The organism is Candidatus Zixiibacteriota bacterium, from assembly GCA_036397555.1.
GTDB lineage: Bacteria > Zixibacteria > MSB-5A5 > WJJR01 > WJJR01 > DATKYL01.
This window is the reverse complement of sequence record DASWIS010000031.1, coordinates 81480-98973: the sequence shown is the minus strand read 5'-3', so window position 1 is coordinate 98973 and position 17494 is coordinate 81480. Positions and strand designations below refer to the sequence as shown.

Below are 17494 nucleotides of genomic sequence, written 5' to 3'. Positions count from 1 at the left end.
AGTGACTACTCTCCAATATGTCTTTTCGATACTCGGACATTCTATGCGGCATGATGCACTTTGACGGCCGACAGTGTTTCGCGCAATCGCTCCAAATCATGACGTACCGTATGATCGATCATCTCGCCGCCCATGAGAACAACCACGCCGCCCAACAACGCGGGGTCGACGAGCGTGTGGGATTGCACGGACTTGCCCGATAACTTCTCCAGCCGTGTGATGATCTGATCGCGTTCGGCATCCGGCAGCGGAACCGCCGTGGTGATCGTCGCGCGCACGATCCCTTCGATTTCGTCGAGGAGCTCGCGATAGATTTGGATCATACGCAACAACGCCGAAGTGCGGCCTTTGTCGATTAAGAAATTCAGGAAGTTCCTCACCAACGCGTGCGCCGATGCACCCAGGGCGCGGGCGAGCAACTCTTTCTTCTGCTCCGGCGACAACTGGGGCGAGGAGAGTACCGGCAGCAGCCGTCTCTCCTGTTCGATGGCCGCCGCCAGCGCAGAGAGGTCACCCCAAACGGGACGCAACTGTCCCTGACGATTTGCCAGATCAAAAAGCGCGGTGGCGTACTTTCGAGCGACGCGGGTATCATCCGTCATGATCCGTCAACTACCCCTGTCAGCGTGTCTGTGACTGCTCCAATTCATCGATGAAACCCGCAATCAGGCGCCGGTGTCCCTCCTGATCGAGCGTCTGACGGAGGATGCGCTCGGTCGCCGACAACGTCATGCCGACCATGCGCTCCTTGAGCGCGACCTGGGCCTTGGCGAGATCGCGATCGAGATCGGCGCGCGCCTTATCGATGATGCGTTTGGCCTCGCCGCGGGCTTCCTCGCGCAGTTCCGAGGCGACCTGGCGACCCTCGTTGACCGCCTCCTGAATCTTCTGACGGGCCTCGGCCTCGATGGCATCGAGCCGTTGTTGGTATTGTGCGGCGAGATTCTCTGACTGCCTGCGTTTGGCCTCGGCGGCATCGAAGTCGGCCCTGATCTTCGCGCGCCGTTCTTCGAGCAGATTCAGCAACGGTTTCCATGCGAACCGTCTGAGAATCCACAATGCGATCAGAAACCCGACAACATGTGTGGCGATTTGCTGCAACTGTGGGTTCATGCCAAGTCCGGTCCTCCATTACGATGAAACGCAATGCACGCCGCGGCCCCTCCCATTCGGCAGGGGATTGCGCTCCGAGTTCGCGGCGTCCGCGGTGTCGTTACTGGATGCGTCCCTGCAAGATGAAAAACGCCACCAGCGCGTAGATCGTCAGCGCCTCGATGAGCGCTGCGCCGATGATCATGCCGGTCTGGATTTTGCCGGCCGCTTCGGGCTGGCGTCCCATCGCCTCCATCGCCGCGGCTACGGCCTTGCCCAGGCCGATGCCGGAACCGATGGCCGCCAGCGCCAGTCCGAACGGCAGCGCCAGCGAGAGTGCGGTACGAAAGTCCATGACTCCTGCTCCTTTACGAAATGTTCCTTTGTCCCACTGCGTTTATGTCGCGATCAATGGCCCTCGTGTTCGGATAGCATCATCGAAAAATAAACGGTCGACAACAACGTGAAGACCAGCGCCTGGATCGTGCCGGTCAATAGCGCCAGGAAGATGAACGGCAAATGCAACGGCAGTCCAACCGGGACGTGCAGGAAGGCGGTCGCCGAGATCCCGAGCATGACGAATGCCGCCAGCAGCACGTCCTCGCCGGTGATGTTGCCGAACAGACGTAACGACAGCGACATGGGCTTGGCCAACTCGCCGATCAGGTGGATTGGCAGGTTCAGCGGCACCAGAACCCACTGGATGACGCTGCGCGGTGTTCCCATCATGTGGTCGATGTATCCCCAGACACCCATGTGGCGGATTCCGGCATACTGCACATAAAAGAACACGCACACCGCCAGCGCGATGGTGGTGTTGATTCCATTCTTTCCGCCGGTCGGCGACATCATGCCGGGGATCAACCCGAACAGGTTCATGCACCAGATGTAGAGAAATAATGTGCCGAGAAACGGGGTGAAACGTCGCCCGTGCGGGCCAAGAATCCCGCCGATGAAGTTGTCCAGCCCCTCCACCGCCATCTCCAGCAGGTTTTGCAGACGGCCCGGCATCATTGTCGCGCGACGGGTCGCAAAATACGACACCAGCGACAGTCCGATGGCCACGATAAACGCGTAGATCACGTTCTCCCAGTGGTGAAGAAACTCCGCCCACGTTTGACCTGGAAAGTACCCCGAAAGGATCGTGATGATGTTCGGGAGTTCCGGGGCGCCGGATGATGCCGCCGGCTCATGGCCATCGCCAGACGAAGCCACCGTTGCCAGAGGGACCCAGATGGAATGAAACAGTTGTGTCATTGAGTCCGCGAGCAAACGGAAGAGGATTCAGACGCTTGATCATCAAGATGAAGGAATGCACGCCCGAGAGCTTTGAGCAGCACCACAAGAAAAAGCGTTGCAAATCCCGAAAGCAGCGCCACGGGAGAGAACCATTCGGACCGGAGCAGAAGGTAGCCGCCCACATACAGAACTGGGAATTTGACCGCAGCGAATGCGGCGGTGAGGCGGGGTGCGACCTCCTGCGGTGTCAACACGGAACGAATCAGGCGTCCCAGCATCCAGAAATTGGCCACGCTCCACGTCGCACCGATCAAGTATCCGAGCGCAAACATCGTCTCGTGGTAGACGGCGACAAAGACGAAGACGATCGCGCTGAGAATCAGCGTCGTTCGTTGCACGCGTGAGAGGAAGTCAAGTCCCATGAGATGGGGCTGTCAGTTGCCGTTTGTATCGCGCGCGGCACTTTTGATCAACTTGTAAACCTCACGCCCGGAAGCTGTAAATCCCAACACGATGAAGATCACCATCAGCCACGGCTCAGTGCCGTATCGGCGGTCGAGCCAGTCGCCGAGGTAGTAGCCGATCAGCGGTCCGACCAGTAATACAAACGGGATCGCGGTCAACAGCCCGATCGGCCGCAGCCACCGACCCGTCTCCGAACTGTTCGGTCGGCCCATGAATCACACCGATCCGGTACGCCCCAAGCCATGCAACTCTTTGTCGCAGAACCTGCAAGCGGCTCGAAGCGGACCGCCAATATCAAAATCTCAGAAAGGTGAAGTCAAGCCGATTCTCCCCGTGCTGACAGGGACACACGATGCCCTACTCCCATTCGATGGTCGCCGGGGGTTTGGAGGAAATGTCGTAACAGACGCGATTGATGCCGGGAACCTCGTTGATGATCCGATTCGAGACACGCTTGAGCAGCTCGTACGGCAGCTCGGCCCAGTCAGCGGTCATACCATCGGCGGATGTGACCGCGCGCAGCGCCAGCGACTTCTCATAGGTGCGGTGGTCGCCCATGACACCCACGGAGTGCACCGGGAGCAGGACACAAAACGCCTGCCAGACCTTGTCGTACCATCCCGAGTTCCGCAGTTCGGCAATGAAGATGCGGTCGGCGGCGCGCAATAGCGCCAGATCGGGAGAGGTGATCGACCCAGGGATGCGGACCGCCAAACCGGGTCCGGGAAAGGGGTGCCGTCCGAGGACGGGCGCCGGAAGACCGAGGGTACGTCCGACAGCGCGGACCTCGTCCTTGAAGAGCCATTTGAGCGGTTCGACCAGTTTCAAGTGCATGCGATCCGGCAAGCCGCCGACGTTGTGGTGCGACTTGATGACCGCCGATGGCCCCGCAACTGAAACGCTCTCGATCCAATCGGGATAAAGCGTTCCCTGCGCCAGAAAGTCGATTGGGCCGATGCGTTTGGCTTCTTCTTCGAAGACTTCAATGAAGACGCGACCGATGGCCTTGCGCTTCAGCTCGGGATCGGTAACGCCCGCGAGAGCCGACAGGAAGCGTTGCCCGGCATCAACAGGTCGAATCTCGACGCCCGCCGAACGCAGCGCATCGGTGACCTCAGTCGCCTCGTCGTCGCGCAGCAGTCCGGTGTCGACGAAGACCGGATGGGAGCGCGTGCCGATGGCGCGCTTGAGCAGGACGGCCAGGACAGCGGAATCGACCCCGCCGGAGACACCAAGCAGTACGTGGCCGTCGCCGACCTGCTGTCGGACTTCGGTGATTGCCTGCTCGGTAAACACGCCGGCATCCCATCCGCCCTGGCAATGGCAGATATCGTAGACGAAGGCCCGGAGAATCTCGCGGCCATGCTCAGTGTGCTCGACTTCGGGATGGAATTGAATCCCCCAGAAGCGGCGCGACGCATCCGACATCGCCGCCAACGGCACCGCATCGGTCTGTCCGATGGCTTTCATGCCCGGAGGTAGTGTCGCGACCGAATCACCGTGGCTCATCCAAACGTTGAACTGTCGCGGCAGTCCATCCCAGAGGGCGTCGTCGCCCTGACGCGTCATGACCGCACGCCCGTACTCACGTCGCGTCGACTCGGCCAATCGGCCCCCATGGCTGATGGCATACAGTTGTAGTCCGTAGCAGATGCCGAGCTTGGGACAGTCTTTCCCGAATAACGACGGATCGCATGTCGGCGCTCCGGGATCGTTGGCCGATGCCGGGCCGCCGGAGAAGATCAACCCCCGGGCCTCGTTCCAATCGATGGCCTCGGGCCTGATGTCGGGCCCGACGACGCGCGAGAAGACCCCCAGCTCACGGATGCGCCGTGCGATCAACTGCGTGTACTGCGACCCGAAGTCGAGAATCCAGATGGCCTCTGATCGGCTTGCTGACATCAAATGCGCGGTCCCTTCAGGATCGTGTCGTGTCGCCAATTATCGTCATCGGTTTGCGGGAAGTCGAGCCGTTCGTGCAGCCCGCGCGATTCGCGCCGTTTCAGGGCGCTGGCGGCGATGAGCATGCTGACAAGCATGGCATTACGCAGTTCCAGCGCGTCGGCGTTGAACCCCTCTCGTCGAATCTGAGAGTCCAGTCGGCTCCGGAGTTGTCGCAATGTCGCAACCGCCGACGTGAGCCCTTGCCCGTCGCGCAGAATGCCGACCCGATCCCACATCAACAGACGCAGTGCCGTCCAGGCGCGGCTTGATCCAGACCGGTGACCGATGCGCATCCCTGATACATCCCGGGGTGCGCGGGGCAGAGTCTTTCTGAGTCGCTTGATTATTCCGATGGCCGACAGCGACGCCGCCTGTGCGAACACCATCGCTTCCAGGAGTGAATTGGAGGCCAAGCGATTGGCGCCGTGCAGTCCGGTGCATGCGACTTCGCCGGCGGCCCAGAGTCCGGCAATATCGGTCTGGCCCCGCAAGTCGGTGATGATGCCGCCGCACATGTAATGCGCCGCCGGCAGCACCGGAATCGGTTCCCTGGTCATGTCCAGTCCGAGCTGTTTGCAGCGGCGGTGGATATTGGGGAACCGCTCCCGGATGAAGCCCGCCTTCAAGTGGGTCATGTCCAGATAGGCGCACCGCGAACGGGTGCGTCGGCATTCGGCCATGATGGCGCGGGCGACAATGTCGCGCGGCGCCAGATCGCCCAACGGATGCACATGCTCCATGAATGCCTCGCCGCGACGGTTGCGCAGAATCCCCCCTGCCCCGCGCAGCGCTTCGGAGATGAGGAAACGTCCCGAGCCGGGAACGTGCAGCCGCGTGGGGTGGAATTGGACAAACTCCATATTGGCGACCCGGCAGCCGGCGCGGAAGGCCATCGCCACCCCATCGCCGGTCGCGATGCGCGGATTGGTCGTGAACCGATAGACCTGCCCGGCGCCACCGGTGGCCAGCACGGTCGCCGGCGATGAGGCGCGCATGAGTACACGGCGTTGACGGTCGAAGATCATCGCGCCGACACAACGACGCGCCGAACCGCGATTGTGAGTCAGCAGGTCGATCGCAATGTGATGCTCGAGAAGAATCACCGATTTCTGGCTCCGCAGCGCGCGCAAGAGCGCGGCTTCGATCTCGCGGCCGGTCAGATCGGAAGCGTGCACAACCCGCGCCGCCGAGTGTCCGCCCTCCAGCCCGACGTCGAGATTGTTCAGAGAGCGGCGGGCGCGTCGAAAGGAAAACTGCACGCCCACATCGATCAGCGCCCGAATCATGGCGGGTGCTTCGGTAACGACATGACGAACGACGCGCGGCTTGCACAACCCCGCCCCGGCGGTCAACGTGTCCTCGACGTGCTGTGCGATCGAATCCAGACTCGAGACCACCGCCGCGATGCCGCCCTGCGCGTAATTGGTATTCGATTCAACTTCGTCCTTCTTCGTGACGATCAGGACATTTCCGTGCGGCGCCAGGCACAGCGCGGTCCACAGTCCGGCAATCCCCGAGCCGATCACCAGGAAGTCGCAGTCGTGCTCTTCGATGTGTGACAGTCGAAAGCGACGCTGACTCATGACGGCAGTTGCCAGGCTTCGAAAAAGTCGTCCCCGGCAATGAACTCAAGTCGCGTAGCGAGGACATAGAGCGGCAGTCCCCGCAGCCGGGAGCCGGCGATCTTAACGGCATCCTTGTGCGTGGTCAACAGATAATCCGCGCCGATGTTTCCCGCCCGGTGAAACAATCTCTCGATGCCGCGTCCGGTGTAACGATGGTGATCGGGGAAGGAGACGGTGCCTGCGGGTATCACACCCCAGGCGCACACCTGCTCGAAGAAGCGTTGTGGGACGGCAATCCCGCAGAAGACCAGCGGCCTGCCGTGCGGCGGAACGGACTTCGCCCCGACTGTGGCCCCGTCAACGGCGACGATTCCGTCAGTGACACGCCGAAACCACGCGATCGGACCACGATACCCCCATGTGCCCAGCCGTTCCCGATGGATTTTTTGCACATTGTGCGAAATGTCGCCATCGGTGGTCACGATCACCGCTGTGGCGTGCCGGATCGAGTGCGGCGATACTCGCCAGCGGCCATCGGGAAGATACCGGACCGGATGTTCGCAGTCGGCGGCGGCAAGACAGACGATGCGGAATTCGTTCTGCCATTGCGTTGAGACGCCGTCGTCAAGGACGATCGCGCCAAACCGGCCGGACCGATCCAGCTCGTCAATGACTTGCGCCGGGTCCTTGCCGACGACGACGACGGCCCCGGTTTGCTGTCGCAACATTAACGCTTCATCACCGATCTGATCGGCAGTGGCGTCGTGCTCGTCATCGAGACTAAAAGTGCCGTGCGCGCGGCGTCCGTATCCCCTGGTGACAATCGCGGTGTCGATGCCCTGACTTCTCAGTTTTGAGACAATGTGAGCGGTCAGGGGCGTTTTGCCGGCGCCCCCAACTGTCGGGGAGGAAACGACGATCAAGCTTGCGTTGGCCAGCGGCGGGAGCACGCGCGCCCGTCGTCGCTGTTCCAACGAGTTCGCCGCTTGATATACCCACGCGGCGGGTTTGGCGAGTGCCCCATAACAAAACAGGCCGGGCGAACGCCGGCCAAGGGACCAATCCTGATACGCTTGTTTGAGCAACCGTATCAATGTTTGGCTGGCTCCGCATGCGGCACAGCCGCCTGAGGACCATCGGCGCGCGATTCCAGCGACAGCAGCATCGCACACAGATCGTCGGCAATCTCCTCCCGGATGCCGACGAGACGATCGCGCAACTCGGCCGACCGTGTCTGGCGCGTCGCCGCGTCGGGCGGATTGCGCAGTATCGTTGCGATGGCGGAACGCAACAGAGACGGATCGTCTACCCGTCGCGCCATGCCCATTTCCAGCAGGAGTTGGGCCTCTTCTGACTGCTTCTCCATGAACGGACCGAACACGACCGGGACTCCAGCGGCGGCGGCTTCCAGTGGATTGTGCCCGCCAAACGGACGCAAGCTCCCACCGACGAAGGCCACATCGGCATGTTGGTACAGCCCCGCAAGGGCACCTATCTGATCGATCAGGAGAACGTCGGAACTGACCGATGCCGACTCGCGCAACCGCGACCAGCGCGACGGCTCCCAGCCCCCCCGACGGATCTGCCGTTCGACTTTGTCGAATCGTTCGGGGTGACGCGGCGCCAGCCAGAGCCGCAACCCGGCATACTCCCGGCGCAATTGTCGGAAAGCCGACAGGATTATTTTCTCCTCGCCGGGACGAGTGCATCCGGCGATCCAGACAGGTCCAGTGGCCCGCACCGGCGTGCCCGATGGCATTTTCCGATCGACCTCGGGCGGCAGCTTCAGCGATCCGGCCGCGCGCACCCGCCACGGCTCGACACCGAGCGCCAACACTCGGTGCGCGTCGTCCTCGGCTCGCATAAAGAAGAATCGCACGCAACGCAACAGCGATCGCCAATACGCAGCGCCGATCCGATAGCGGGCGAATGCGCCGGAGGAGACGCGTCCGTTGACAACGAATACCGGGACATCATGGTCGGCCGCAGCGGTCAGAAAGTTCGGCCACCACTCGGTCTCGACCAGCACGACGGCGCGCGGATCGAAGTGCGAGAAGACTTTCTCCATCGCCTGCGGCAGATCGAAGGGAACGCGGAAGCAAACGGTGTCCTGGGGATAGACATCCGCGCACAAACGCAGCCCGGTCTCGGTCATCGCCGAGGCGATGACCGTGTGACCCCGCGCGCGCAGCGCCCCGGCGAAGTATCCGCCGATGCGGACCTCGCCGACGGAGGCGGCATGAATCCAAATCGGACGTCCGGGGGGAGGGGCAGGCAATTGTTCGCCGCGACGCTGGGCGATGCCCTCGTCATTCCAGCGATTGGCACGCTTCTGCCACCAACTTCCGGCGCGTGCCACGCCGGATGCGCCGACCGAGTACAAATCGGTGAGACGCCGTGCCCAAAAAGACGGGCGATGCCCGCGCCGATTACTGCGGCCATGATCTGACTCCGGCCCGTGCATGGTGTCCCGTTCGCTGGTCACATTCCGAATATATATCGGCTGACAGACGATCCCCAACGACGCTTCAGGATCGACAAACTCACCCGAGGGACCCTCGCAGTTCCCCAATCCATTCATCGACGATCCCGGCGGCACGCGCCACCGCTCCCTGTGACCCGAGCGCGTCGCGAACCTCGGATAGGGCGGCCAACTGCCGCGACCGCGCGGCTTTGTCGTTGAGCAGTTGACGGGCCGACGCCGCAATGCCTTCGGGGGTCGCATCGTTCTGGAGAAACTCGGGCACGACCGTGCGCTTCAGGAGAATATTCGGCATCGCCATCTGATCGATCCGGACCAGACGGCGGGCGATGGCGTAGTTGAGCGAACCGGTGCGATATACCGAGATCATCGGCGTATTCAACAGCGCGCATTCGACCGTGGCAGTGCCCGGTTTGGTGATGACCAGATCCGCCGCAGCGATCAAATCGTACACATCGGACGAGACGATTATCCCGTCTTCAAAGTCTCCGACCGTGTTCCGATCCGCAATGGTCGGCGCCAGTCCCAGCGCGATGCGGGCGCGTGGCACAGACGCGGCAATGAGCTGGGCCGCCGTTCGGAACAAATCCCAGTGTGATCGAAATTCGGCGTGCCGCGCCCCCGGTAGCAGTGTAACGAGTGGTTCGTCTGCGCCTACCCTCAGCCGTTGACGCACAATCTCACGCGGGGCCGAGGCCGCCACAACGTCGGTCAACGGATGTCCGACCCAATCGGCCGTAACATGGTGCGTCCGAAAGTATTCCTGCTCAAACCCGAATGCCACGATCGCGCGGTCGATGCAGTCCTGAAAGACCTTGATCCGATTCGGCCCCCAAGCCCACAATTGCGGCACGATGTAATAGAGTACCCGCGCCCCGTGCGCGTGGATGCGTTTGGCCAGGCGCAGATTGAATCCGGGATAGTCGATCAGGACAACGCCGGTCGGTTTGCGTTCGACGATGGCATCGGTCAATCGACTCAACCGTCGCAGAACGCGCGGGAGCGACAGGACGACATCGACGATCCCCGAGAGCCCCCAGTCGCGGGCGTCCTGCCACAGTTCACATCCGGCGGCCGCCATCTGCGCGGAGCCGACTCCCCAGATGCGCCAATCGGGATGACGCTGCTTGATTGTGGTGATCAGACGCGCGCCGTGCAGATCGCCGGATGGTTCTCCGGCCACGACACACAATGAGGTGTCAGGCATCAGCGGACAAGACCGCGCTCGGATTGCAGGATGAATGCCCGCATCTGTTGTGCTACGGCACTGTCGGGCATGGCGCGTTGCAGCTCGTCGGCGGCCTGTGAAAAATTAAGTTTGGAACGAAAGACAATACGAAACGCGCGCGACAGCTCGGCGATCTTGTCCGGAGCGAATCCGCGACGTTGGAGTCCGACACGGTTCAGCGACAGGGTTTTCAACGGGTATCCGCCGACAACGACATACGGCATGATATCCTGAGTTACGCGAAAACCGCCGCCGACCATGGCATGGGGGCCGATCAGCGTGAATTGATGGACGACCGTGCCGCCGCCGATCACCACCCAATCGCCGAGCGTGACATGCCCGCCCAACTGGACCGTGTTGGCGAGGATGACATGATGGCCGAGCGTGTTGTCGTGCGCGACATGGGCATACGCCATAATCATGCAGTCGGCGCCGACAATGGTCCGGCCGGTCTTGGCCGTGCCCCGGTGCACCGTGGCGCATTCGCGGATGATGGTGCGGTCGCCAATGTGTGTCGCGGTCGGCTCGCCGGCGTATTTCAAGTCCTGCGGCTCAGTTCCGACGACGGCGCCGTGCGAGATGCGGACATCGTGCCCGATGTGCGTTCCGGGGCCGATGCGGGAGTGCGAACCGATGACAGTCCCGGAGGCAATGCTCACATCCCCTTCGATGATCGCATAGGGCTCGACCGTTACGCCGATGTCGAGGCGCGCGCGCGGATCGACGATCGCAGTCGGGTGGACTACGGTCTGGGTCCGCCGAACGCCGGGATCGGTCATGGTCGTGGCCTGCGTGTTCACGTCGTCGGCCCCTTATCGTTCCATCAGCATCGCCATCATCGTCGCCTCGGTGACCAGCGCGTCATCGACATATGCCTTGCCGGCGATCTTGCACATGCCGCGTCGGAACGACAGCATTTCGACCTCGAAGCGCAATTGGTCACCGGGACGCACCGGTTTGCGGAAACGGGCATCGTCGATGGCCATGAAGTATACAACCTGCTTTTCCGGCTCCGGGATCATGTTCAGCAGCATCAATCCCCCCGCCTGTGCCATGGCCTCGACAATCAGCACGCCGGGCATGATCGGATGATCGGGAAAGTGGCCGCTGAAGAACGGTTCGTTTAAGGATACATTCTTGATCGCGGTGACATGCTTGCCGGGTTCCAGCGAGAGGATACGGTCGATCAGCAGCATCGGGTAACGGTGTGGGAGGATGCGCGCGATCGCCTCGGCATCGAGCTGGAGCGTGCCGCCCGTTGTCGGCGCTTTGTATTTCTCGCCTAACTTCTTCTTGTCGATTTCGGCCTTGATGCGTTTGGCCAGGGCGACGTTGGCAGCATGCCCCGAGCGTGCGGCCAGGATGTGTGCCTTCAGCGGACGGCCGATCAACGCCAAGTCGCCGATCAGATCGACCACTTTGTGACGCACCGGCTCGTTGGGAAAACGCAGATCGCCGTTGTTGAGGATGCCGTTGGTGCCGATCGGCAACGGTTTGTCGATTCCGACAATCCGTCCAAGACGTTCGGCATCGGCCTGCGTGTAGCCGTCATCGCAAATGACGATGGCGTTGTCAAGCGAGCCACCTTTGATCAGTCCTTGCTGGTGGAGCTGCTCGACTTCCGAAAGAAAACAGAAGGTCCGCGCCGGGGCGAATTCCTGGGCGTATTCCTCGTCCAGCGATGTCAACGTCGTGTATTGCGTGCCGAGCGCCGGATTGCGGTAATCGACCATGTAGGTGACGCGGAAATCGTCGGAGGGCAGACAGATCAGATCGACGCCGCGTCCCGGTTCGGAGTAGTTGATCGGCGCATCCGGCTCGAAGTAGACCTTCGGCTCGTCCTGTCCCTGAATTCCTGCCTTCAGCAGCACGTCGACATACGGCTTGCTGGAACCATCGCCGATCGGCGGCTCGACATTGTCGAGCGTGCAGACGCAGTTGTCGATTTCCAACCCGGCGAGCGCCGAGAGCACATGCTCGACCGTGTGCACCTTGGCTTCGCCCTGGGCAATGGTCGTACCGCGATGAACATCGATCACCGAACCGATGTCCGCCTTCAGATCGACGGTGCCGCCGTTGGACGGGACACGAAACACAATCCCGGTCCCGACCGGGGCCGGATGAAAGCTGATGGTCGACGGCTTGCCGGTGTGCAAGCCGATGCCGGCGAATTCGGCGGACTGCTTTATGGTGCGCTGATGTTTGTTCATGCTCAATGGTATAGGAACATCCGCAGAGGATTCGTCAGGTGGTCTCAGCCCACCGATGTCCCATTCTGCGAAACACCGCTCGCGTTTATCACTCCGATCCGACCTCGACAGTCAACTCGAGTTCTTCGGACCAATCGTACTCATAATACCCTTGGTCAACATACCGCCGAAAGCTGGAATATGACAACTCCGGGGGATTCGTCACAAGCCCATGTTTGACAGGGTTGTAATGAGCGTAATCCACGTGCTGACTCAGGTCCTCATCGTCACGGATCGCGTTTTCCCAGAATCTCTTTGCAAAACTGCACAGTAGCCACAGCTGACTCGAGATCTGGCTTGCATTCCTGAACGGTTCATAACGATTGAAAAGTCTTTGATGTGCTCGATGAGCCCAAGTTGGATGAGCGCCCAGATACGGGAAAGGTCGGAGTATTCGGAGGGCATCTTCCATATGCAATGGAGGTGTTCGGGAAGGATGCCGGGCGCAAGCATGTCGAATTCCGCCCGATCCCGTGCTTCTCGAAACTCCCAAGCAAGATTTCCGGAATTCTGTCGAGCGTCAGGATCGGCCCATGTTGATGGGTCGCCACAGTGAAGAAATCCGTCACACCTGCAATGCGGAGGCGTCGATCTGTTGACATGGCCGTCAAGGATTGGTGGGCTGAGCCCACCCTACGAATCCCTGAGCGGGCATTACACCCGCCCCAGCCACGCACGGACCGCGGTCTGCACGAGCAGGACATAGTCGCCGACGAGGTCGGGGACGACATGCGCGACGCGGGTCTTCAATGCGGCGAGTTTGTTGATCGGGGTGGTGAAGTCGCGTGTCTCGCCCATCTGGAACATCGCCATCAGCACCATCAATTGGTTGGTCAGTTCGTCGCGGGCATCGGGGTCGGAGGTTTCCGCCATCTCCAATTCGGCGAAGAACGACGCCATCTCGTCGGCGAAGTTTTGCTCGGCTTCCATTTGCATCGCCGAACGCTTGTCGACGGTGCCCGGCACGGAGACGTTGACACGATCCGAACGATCATCCGGCGGCGGTTGCTTCGACAGCGCGGGCTGATCGCCGCCAAAACCGACACTGACACGCGACGCCTGCTCGACGGCTCTGTCCGCGGACTTTTTCGGTTCATCGGCGGGCGGCTTCTGCTCCGGCGGCGGCGGCCCGGAGCCCGGCCCGAAGCCGACGCTGCCGGAGGCGATGCGCGGCCCGCGAGTCGGCGGCGCATCGGGACGGTCCCCGACGTCGCGCACATGGATGTGATAGGCCGTGGCGTTTCCATGCGCGTCGATCGTGGCGGCCTTGACCGTAACCTTTCCATCCTCGACCAACTCGCCGATGGCGTTGATGAGTTCGATTTCATTCACCTGCGGGAACTTGCGGATGATATAGTCGGAGTGCACCGTGCCGCCGCTTTCCTGATGACGGGCGGCCTGCTCAAGCACCTGCCAGACAGCGTCTTTGAGTTCGGGATTGCTCATCAGTTCATCCAGATGTTGCGGTCAAGATTGCGGTATTGGATCGCTTCGGCAATGTGCTGCGGGTGAATGTCCCCGGTCCCTTCGAGGTCGGCGATCGTACGCGAGACTTTGAGAATGCGATCATAGGCGCGCGCCGAGAGCCCCAGTTTGTTGATCGCGCGGCGCATCAAATCAAGCGATTCATTGGAAATCGGGCAATACTCGCGCAGGTGTTTGGACTCCATGTGCGCATTGCAATGGATGCCCGGTTCTTTGGTGAAGCGTTCGATTTGCCGCTTGCGGGCGGTGTTGACACGCTGGCGCACGACGGCCGAGGGCTCGCCCGCCTCCTCCGACGAGAGTTCCTTAAACTTCACGGCGGGCACTTCGATGTGGATGTCGATGCGGTCCATCAGCGGACCAGAAATCTTCGACATGTAGCGCGTGATCTGCTGCTGCGAGCAGGTGCAGTCGTGAAGGGACGAGCCGTAGTACCCGCAGGGGCACGGGTTCATCGCGCCGACCAGCATGAAGCGGGCCGGGAACGTCAAAGTCAGCGCCGCGCGGGCGATGGTGACATGCCCGTCTTCGATGGGCTGACGCAACACTTCAAGGACGTCCTTGTTAAACTCCGGCAGCTCATCGAGGAACAGCACGCCATTGTGCGCAAGTGAGACCTCGCCGGGACGCGGCGTCGTGCCGCCGCCAACCAGGCCCGCATTGGAAATCGTGTGATGCGGCGAGCGATAGGGACGATTTGCGATCAGAGCGCGTCCGGCCTGGAGCGTCCCGGATACGGAGTGAATCTTGGTCGTTTCGAGCGCTTCATCGAGCGTCATGTCGGGCAGGATGGTGGGGAAACGTCGCGCCAGCATCGTCTTGCCCGATCCCGGCGGCCCGACCATGATGACATTGTGCCCGCCCGCGGCCGCGACTTCGAGCGCGCGCTTGGCCAGTTGCTGTCCCTTGACGTCGGTGAAATCGACCGGGTAGACACGCGCCTCGGCAAAGACCTCGTCGATGTCGAGATCGTACGGGACCGCTGAGTCGCCGTTTTCCAGAAAAGTGACCGTGTCGCGCAACGAGCGCACCGGATAGACCTTCAGTCCCTTGGCGATGGCGGCTTCGCGCGCGTTTTCATCGGGGACCAGAAATCCCTTCTTACCATCGGCCAGCGCTTTGAGCGCCATGGGCAGGACACCGTGAATCGGCTTGAGCGATCCATCGAGAGAAAGCTCCCCGACGAGCACGTATTCGGAATAATCCTCGCGCAGAATCTGCCCGGTCGCCGCCATGATCCCGACCGCCATCGGCAGATCAAAGGCCGAGCCCTCCTTGCGGATGTCTGCCGGGGCGAGGTTGATCGTAATCTTTTTGTTGGGATACATGAACTCGGAGTTTTTAATCGCCGCCTGGACCCGTTCACGCGCCTCGCGCACCGCGCCCTCCGGGAGCCCGACCGTTACGAAAGCGGGCAGTGACGGCGAGATATCGGCCTCGACCTCGACCAAATAGGCGTCGATGCCCAGGACCGCCGATGAGGTGATTTTGGCGAGCATACGGGATACTCCGTTCGACGGCGCACGTCGCCGCCCGAAACGGCTCGACCCTCAATCCACGGCGACCCGGCAATCTACGCCGTGACCCGATGGGGTTCAATCACTTTTGGGGGGGGAAAGAAAGAGTACCGATTACGATGGCTCTGGTTTCCGACACTCAAAAAGCCTCTCGTTTATGAGAAGTCTGAATTGGTCAACTTCGTCGTCGCGGAACATCTCGGTGACCGGATGAGCTTTCACGGCAAAACCCGCCCGCCCAAGGCGCTGGGGATAGTCGGGGCCATAGATTCGCACATGGTCACGCTGTCCGAAGGCCGCCAGACGAGCTTCGGAATCCACAATCGTGAAATCCTCGTAGGTGGAATCGATCGCATAGGAGATCGGTACTTGCAGAATTGCCAGTCCTCCGGGTTTGAGAACCCGGAACAGTTCACGCATCGCCTGGGCATCGTCGGGGATGTGCTCCAACACATGATTACAGATGATCAGTTCAAAGCTGTTGTCGGCGAAGGTGATGTCGGTGATGTCCATCTGCATTTGCGCCAACGGCGAGTCCAGATCCACCGACACGTAGTCGATATTCGGATGAGACCTCAGCCATGTACAGAGTCTCTTCTCGGGCGCAACATGGAGCAGCCTAATTCCCCGGGCGAGCAAATCGCCCGCGCGCCGAGTGAGAAAAAGATATACAAGCCGTTCCCGGTCGTCGCAACGACAGCGGGGGCATTTGGCATTCTGACGGTACCCGGCGCCAACGACCTGCCTATCGGCCAGGACCGTGGCCCGTTGCCCAGTCGAACGAAAAGTCGAAAACCGCCCCTTGCAAAGTGGACATTCGTATCGTCCCCCCGCATAACGAAACGATCGCAGATACCGTAATCCATCCCGGATCGGGGCGTAGACGTTGTAAGGGACGATTCGTTTCCTGGACTTGGTGATCATCAGAACCGCTTAGGCGACCGTGCGGTGCTCGCTCGTCCGTACCAGCAGATCCAACTGTTGCACAATCGACTCCAATGTCTCCTGAATGGTCTCGATCTGGGCGCGCAGTTCGGCGGTTTCGCGCGAATGAGATGCTGATTGTAATGCCAGTTGGGTCAAGCGGGATTCAATCTCTTCGAAGCTGCCGGCAAGTTGATCCAGGCCGGTGTCAATGGTTGCGGCCAGATCAGGAGTGGGGTCGGGCGGCGGCTTCGTCAACGCTCAGCCCTCGGAGCGGGAGTTGGCTCTTCGATGTGTGGGCAATGCGAATGCCCAATTGATCGCGTTGCGCAGAGACCCAAAGCGGAATCCGTCGCTGGGCGCCCCGAGGACGACGGTGGTGACATCGTTGCCTTGCGGCGATGTCGCGCGCGCGGCGATGCACCACCCGGCCTCGAGGATATAGCCGGTCTTGGCGCAGGCGAAATGGTAATCAGCATACAGGAGCCGGTTGGTGTTGGCGAGACGGTGCGTACGGTGACGGCGATCGCGCCCCTGAATCGTGAACTCGCGCTGCTGGGTGATGTGGCGGATCAGGTGATTCTGCACGGCGGCGTTGACGAGCCGCGCGCAATCGAACGCGGTTGATACATTCAGTTCTGAGAGGCCGGTCGGCTCGACCACGAAGGTCGAGTCCAATCCCAGTTCGCGCACCTTCTCATTCATGCGTTCAACGAACTGCTCCTGCGTGATTCCCGCCGAGCGCGACAACACCCGCGCGGCACGGTTGTCGGATGTCATCAGTGCGGCATAGAGGAATTCGCGCAACGTGAGGATTTCGCCGTTTCGAAGGTATGAGCGGCTGGAATTGGCGGCGTCTTCGTCCGTGATCTGGGCGGTCGAGTCGAGATCGACACGCGACTCGAGGAAGACCATGGCGGTCAACAGCTTGGTCAGCGAGGCGATCGGACGGCGCGTGTGGGCATCGCGTTCGTAGAGGATTTCCCCGGCCACATTGTCGACAACCAGCGCCGAGGCACAGCGCACACGCGGCCCCTTGGCCAGACGCGGGTCGGGAAACTCGCTGCGGATCGTCCACGCGGCCTCCTGGACCGGCGGGATCAGATCCGGAGAAAAGTCCCCCTCGGAAATCAGAGGCAGAGGGAGCGCGAACACGAAAATGGCCGAGAAGACGAACCCGGCCAGCAGGCTGAATAGCGCGCGACGAATCATCACTGTGTATTGATCGGCAAAGCCCCCCCTACAGGAAACTTATACGTGATCTGACGGATCGGCAATTGCGAAGATTGCCGACGCAGATGGCG

18 protein-coding genes are annotated in these 17494 nt (G+C 61.3%); all 18 read right to left on the bottom strand.

Annotation, left to right across the window (positions count from 1 at the left end; genetic code table 11):
- Nucleotides 1-41: 41 nt before the first annotated feature.
- The 18 genes from atpH to VGB22_09750 all read right to left on the bottom strand — a co-directional run bounded on the left by atpH (nucleotide 42) and on the right by VGB22_09750 (nucleotide 17402).
- Nucleotides 42-602, bottom strand: coding sequence for an ATP synthase F1 subunit delta (atpH, locus tag VGB22_09835; protein ID HEX9751569.1), 561 nt, complete (start codon nucleotides 600-602; stop codon nucleotides 42-44).
- A gap of 19 nt (nucleotides 603-621) precedes the next feature.
- Nucleotides 622-1113 (bottom strand): F0F1 ATP synthase subunit B, encoded by a 492-nt coding sequence (atpF, locus tag VGB22_09830; GenBank protein ID HEX9751568.1) that lies wholly within the window; start codon nucleotides 1111-1113, stop codon nucleotides 622-624.
- Nucleotides 1114-1213: 100 nt separating this feature from the next.
- Nucleotides 1214-1447: an ATP synthase F0 subunit C gene (atpE, locus tag VGB22_09825; GenBank protein HEX9751567.1), complete on the bottom strand. Its 234-nt coding sequence runs from the start codon at nucleotides 1445-1447 to the stop codon at nucleotides 1214-1216.
- Between the two features lie 53 nt (nucleotides 1448-1500).
- Nucleotides 1501-2349, bottom strand: coding sequence for a F0F1 ATP synthase subunit A (gene atpB, locus VGB22_09820; GenBank protein ID HEX9751566.1), 849 nt, complete (start codon nucleotides 2347-2349; stop codon nucleotides 1501-1503).
- Nucleotides 2346-2753 carry an ATP synthase subunit I gene (locus VGB22_09815; GenBank protein ID HEX9751565.1) on the bottom strand — a complete coding sequence of 136 codons (408 nt, stop codon included), beginning with the start codon at nucleotides 2751-2753 and terminating at the stop codon, nucleotides 2346-2348. Before VGB22_09815 ends, atpB begins: the two co-directional genes overlap by 4 nt.
- A 12-nt stretch (nucleotides 2754-2765) precedes the next feature.
- Nucleotides 2766-3008: an AtpZ/AtpI family protein gene (locus VGB22_09810; GenBank protein ID HEX9751564.1), complete on the bottom strand. Its 243-nt coding sequence runs from the start codon at nucleotides 3006-3008 to the stop codon at nucleotides 2766-2768.
- A 145-nt stretch (nucleotides 3009-3153) separates the two neighbouring features.
- Nucleotides 3154-4698 carry a glutamine-hydrolyzing GMP synthase gene (gene guaA, locus VGB22_09805; GenBank protein HEX9751563.1) on the bottom strand — a complete coding sequence of 515 codons (1545 nt, stop codon included), beginning with the start codon at nucleotides 4696-4698 and terminating at the stop codon, nucleotides 3154-3156.
- The gene (gene nadB, locus VGB22_09800; GenBank protein HEX9751562.1) at nucleotides 4698-6323 is read right to left on the bottom strand and encodes an L-aspartate oxidase; all 1626 of its coding nucleotides are present in this window, start codon (nucleotides 6321-6323) and stop codon (nucleotides 4698-4700) included. The genes guaA and nadB overlap by 1 nt, the downstream gene beginning before the upstream one ends.
- On the bottom strand, nucleotides 6320-7477 hold the full coding sequence (gene lpxK, locus VGB22_09795; protein ID HEX9751561.1) for a tetraacyldisaccharide 4'-kinase: 1158 nt from the start codon (nucleotides 7475-7477) through the stop codon (nucleotides 6320-6322). Before lpxK ends, nadB begins: the two co-directional genes overlap by 4 nt.
- A complete protein-coding gene (locus tag VGB22_09790; GenBank protein HEX9751560.1) occupies nucleotides 7396-8886 on the bottom strand; it encodes a glycosyltransferase N-terminal domain-containing protein in 1491 nt (496 codons plus the stop codon). Before VGB22_09790 ends, lpxK begins: the two co-directional genes overlap by 82 nt.
- A complete protein-coding gene (lpxB, locus tag VGB22_09785; protein ID HEX9751559.1) occupies nucleotides 8849-9994 on the bottom strand; it encodes a lipid-A-disaccharide synthase in 1146 nt (381 codons plus the stop codon). The genes VGB22_09790 and lpxB overlap by 38 nt, the downstream gene beginning before the upstream one ends.
- On the bottom strand, nucleotides 9994-10815 hold the full coding sequence (lpxA, locus tag VGB22_09780) for an acyl-ACP--UDP-N-acetylglucosamine O-acyltransferase (GenBank protein ID HEX9751558.1): 822 nt from the start codon (nucleotides 10813-10815) through the stop codon (nucleotides 9994-9996). Before lpxA ends, lpxB begins: the two co-directional genes overlap by 1 nt.
- A gap of 12 nt (nucleotides 10816-10827) precedes the next feature.
- Nucleotides 10828-12225, bottom strand: coding sequence for a bifunctional UDP-3-O-[3-hydroxymyristoyl] N-acetylglucosamine deacetylase/3-hydroxyacyl-ACP dehydratase (locus VGB22_09775; protein ID HEX9751557.1), 1398 nt, complete (start codon nucleotides 12223-12225; stop codon nucleotides 10828-10830).
- Between the two features lie 693 nt (nucleotides 12226-12918).
- Nucleotides 12919-13710 carry a hypothetical protein gene (locus VGB22_09770; GenBank protein ID HEX9751556.1) on the bottom strand — a complete coding sequence of 264 codons (792 nt, stop codon included), beginning with the start codon at nucleotides 13708-13710 and terminating at the stop codon, nucleotides 12919-12921.
- The gene (locus VGB22_09765) at nucleotides 13710-15248 is read right to left on the bottom strand and encodes a YifB family Mg chelatase-like AAA ATPase (protein HEX9751555.1); all 1539 of its coding nucleotides are present in this window, start codon (nucleotides 15246-15248) and stop codon (nucleotides 13710-13712) included. The genes VGB22_09770 and VGB22_09765 overlap by 1 nt, the downstream gene beginning before the upstream one ends.
- Before the next feature lie 132 nt (nucleotides 15249-15380).
- Entirely contained in the window at nucleotides 15381-16190 is an 810-nt protein-coding gene (locus VGB22_09760) for a methyltransferase domain-containing protein (protein HEX9751554.1), read from the bottom strand.
- A gap of 9 nt (nucleotides 16191-16199) precedes the next feature.
- Nucleotides 16200-16448 carry a hypothetical protein gene (locus VGB22_09755; protein ID HEX9751553.1) on the bottom strand — a complete coding sequence of 83 codons (249 nt, stop codon included), beginning with the start codon at nucleotides 16446-16448 and terminating at the stop codon, nucleotides 16200-16202.
- 3 nt (nucleotides 16449-16451) lie between these two features.
- Nucleotides 16452-17402, bottom strand: coding sequence for a serine hydrolase (locus tag VGB22_09750; GenBank protein ID HEX9751552.1), 951 nt, complete (start codon nucleotides 17400-17402; stop codon nucleotides 16452-16454).
- Nucleotides 17403-17494: the final 92 nt, after the last annotated feature.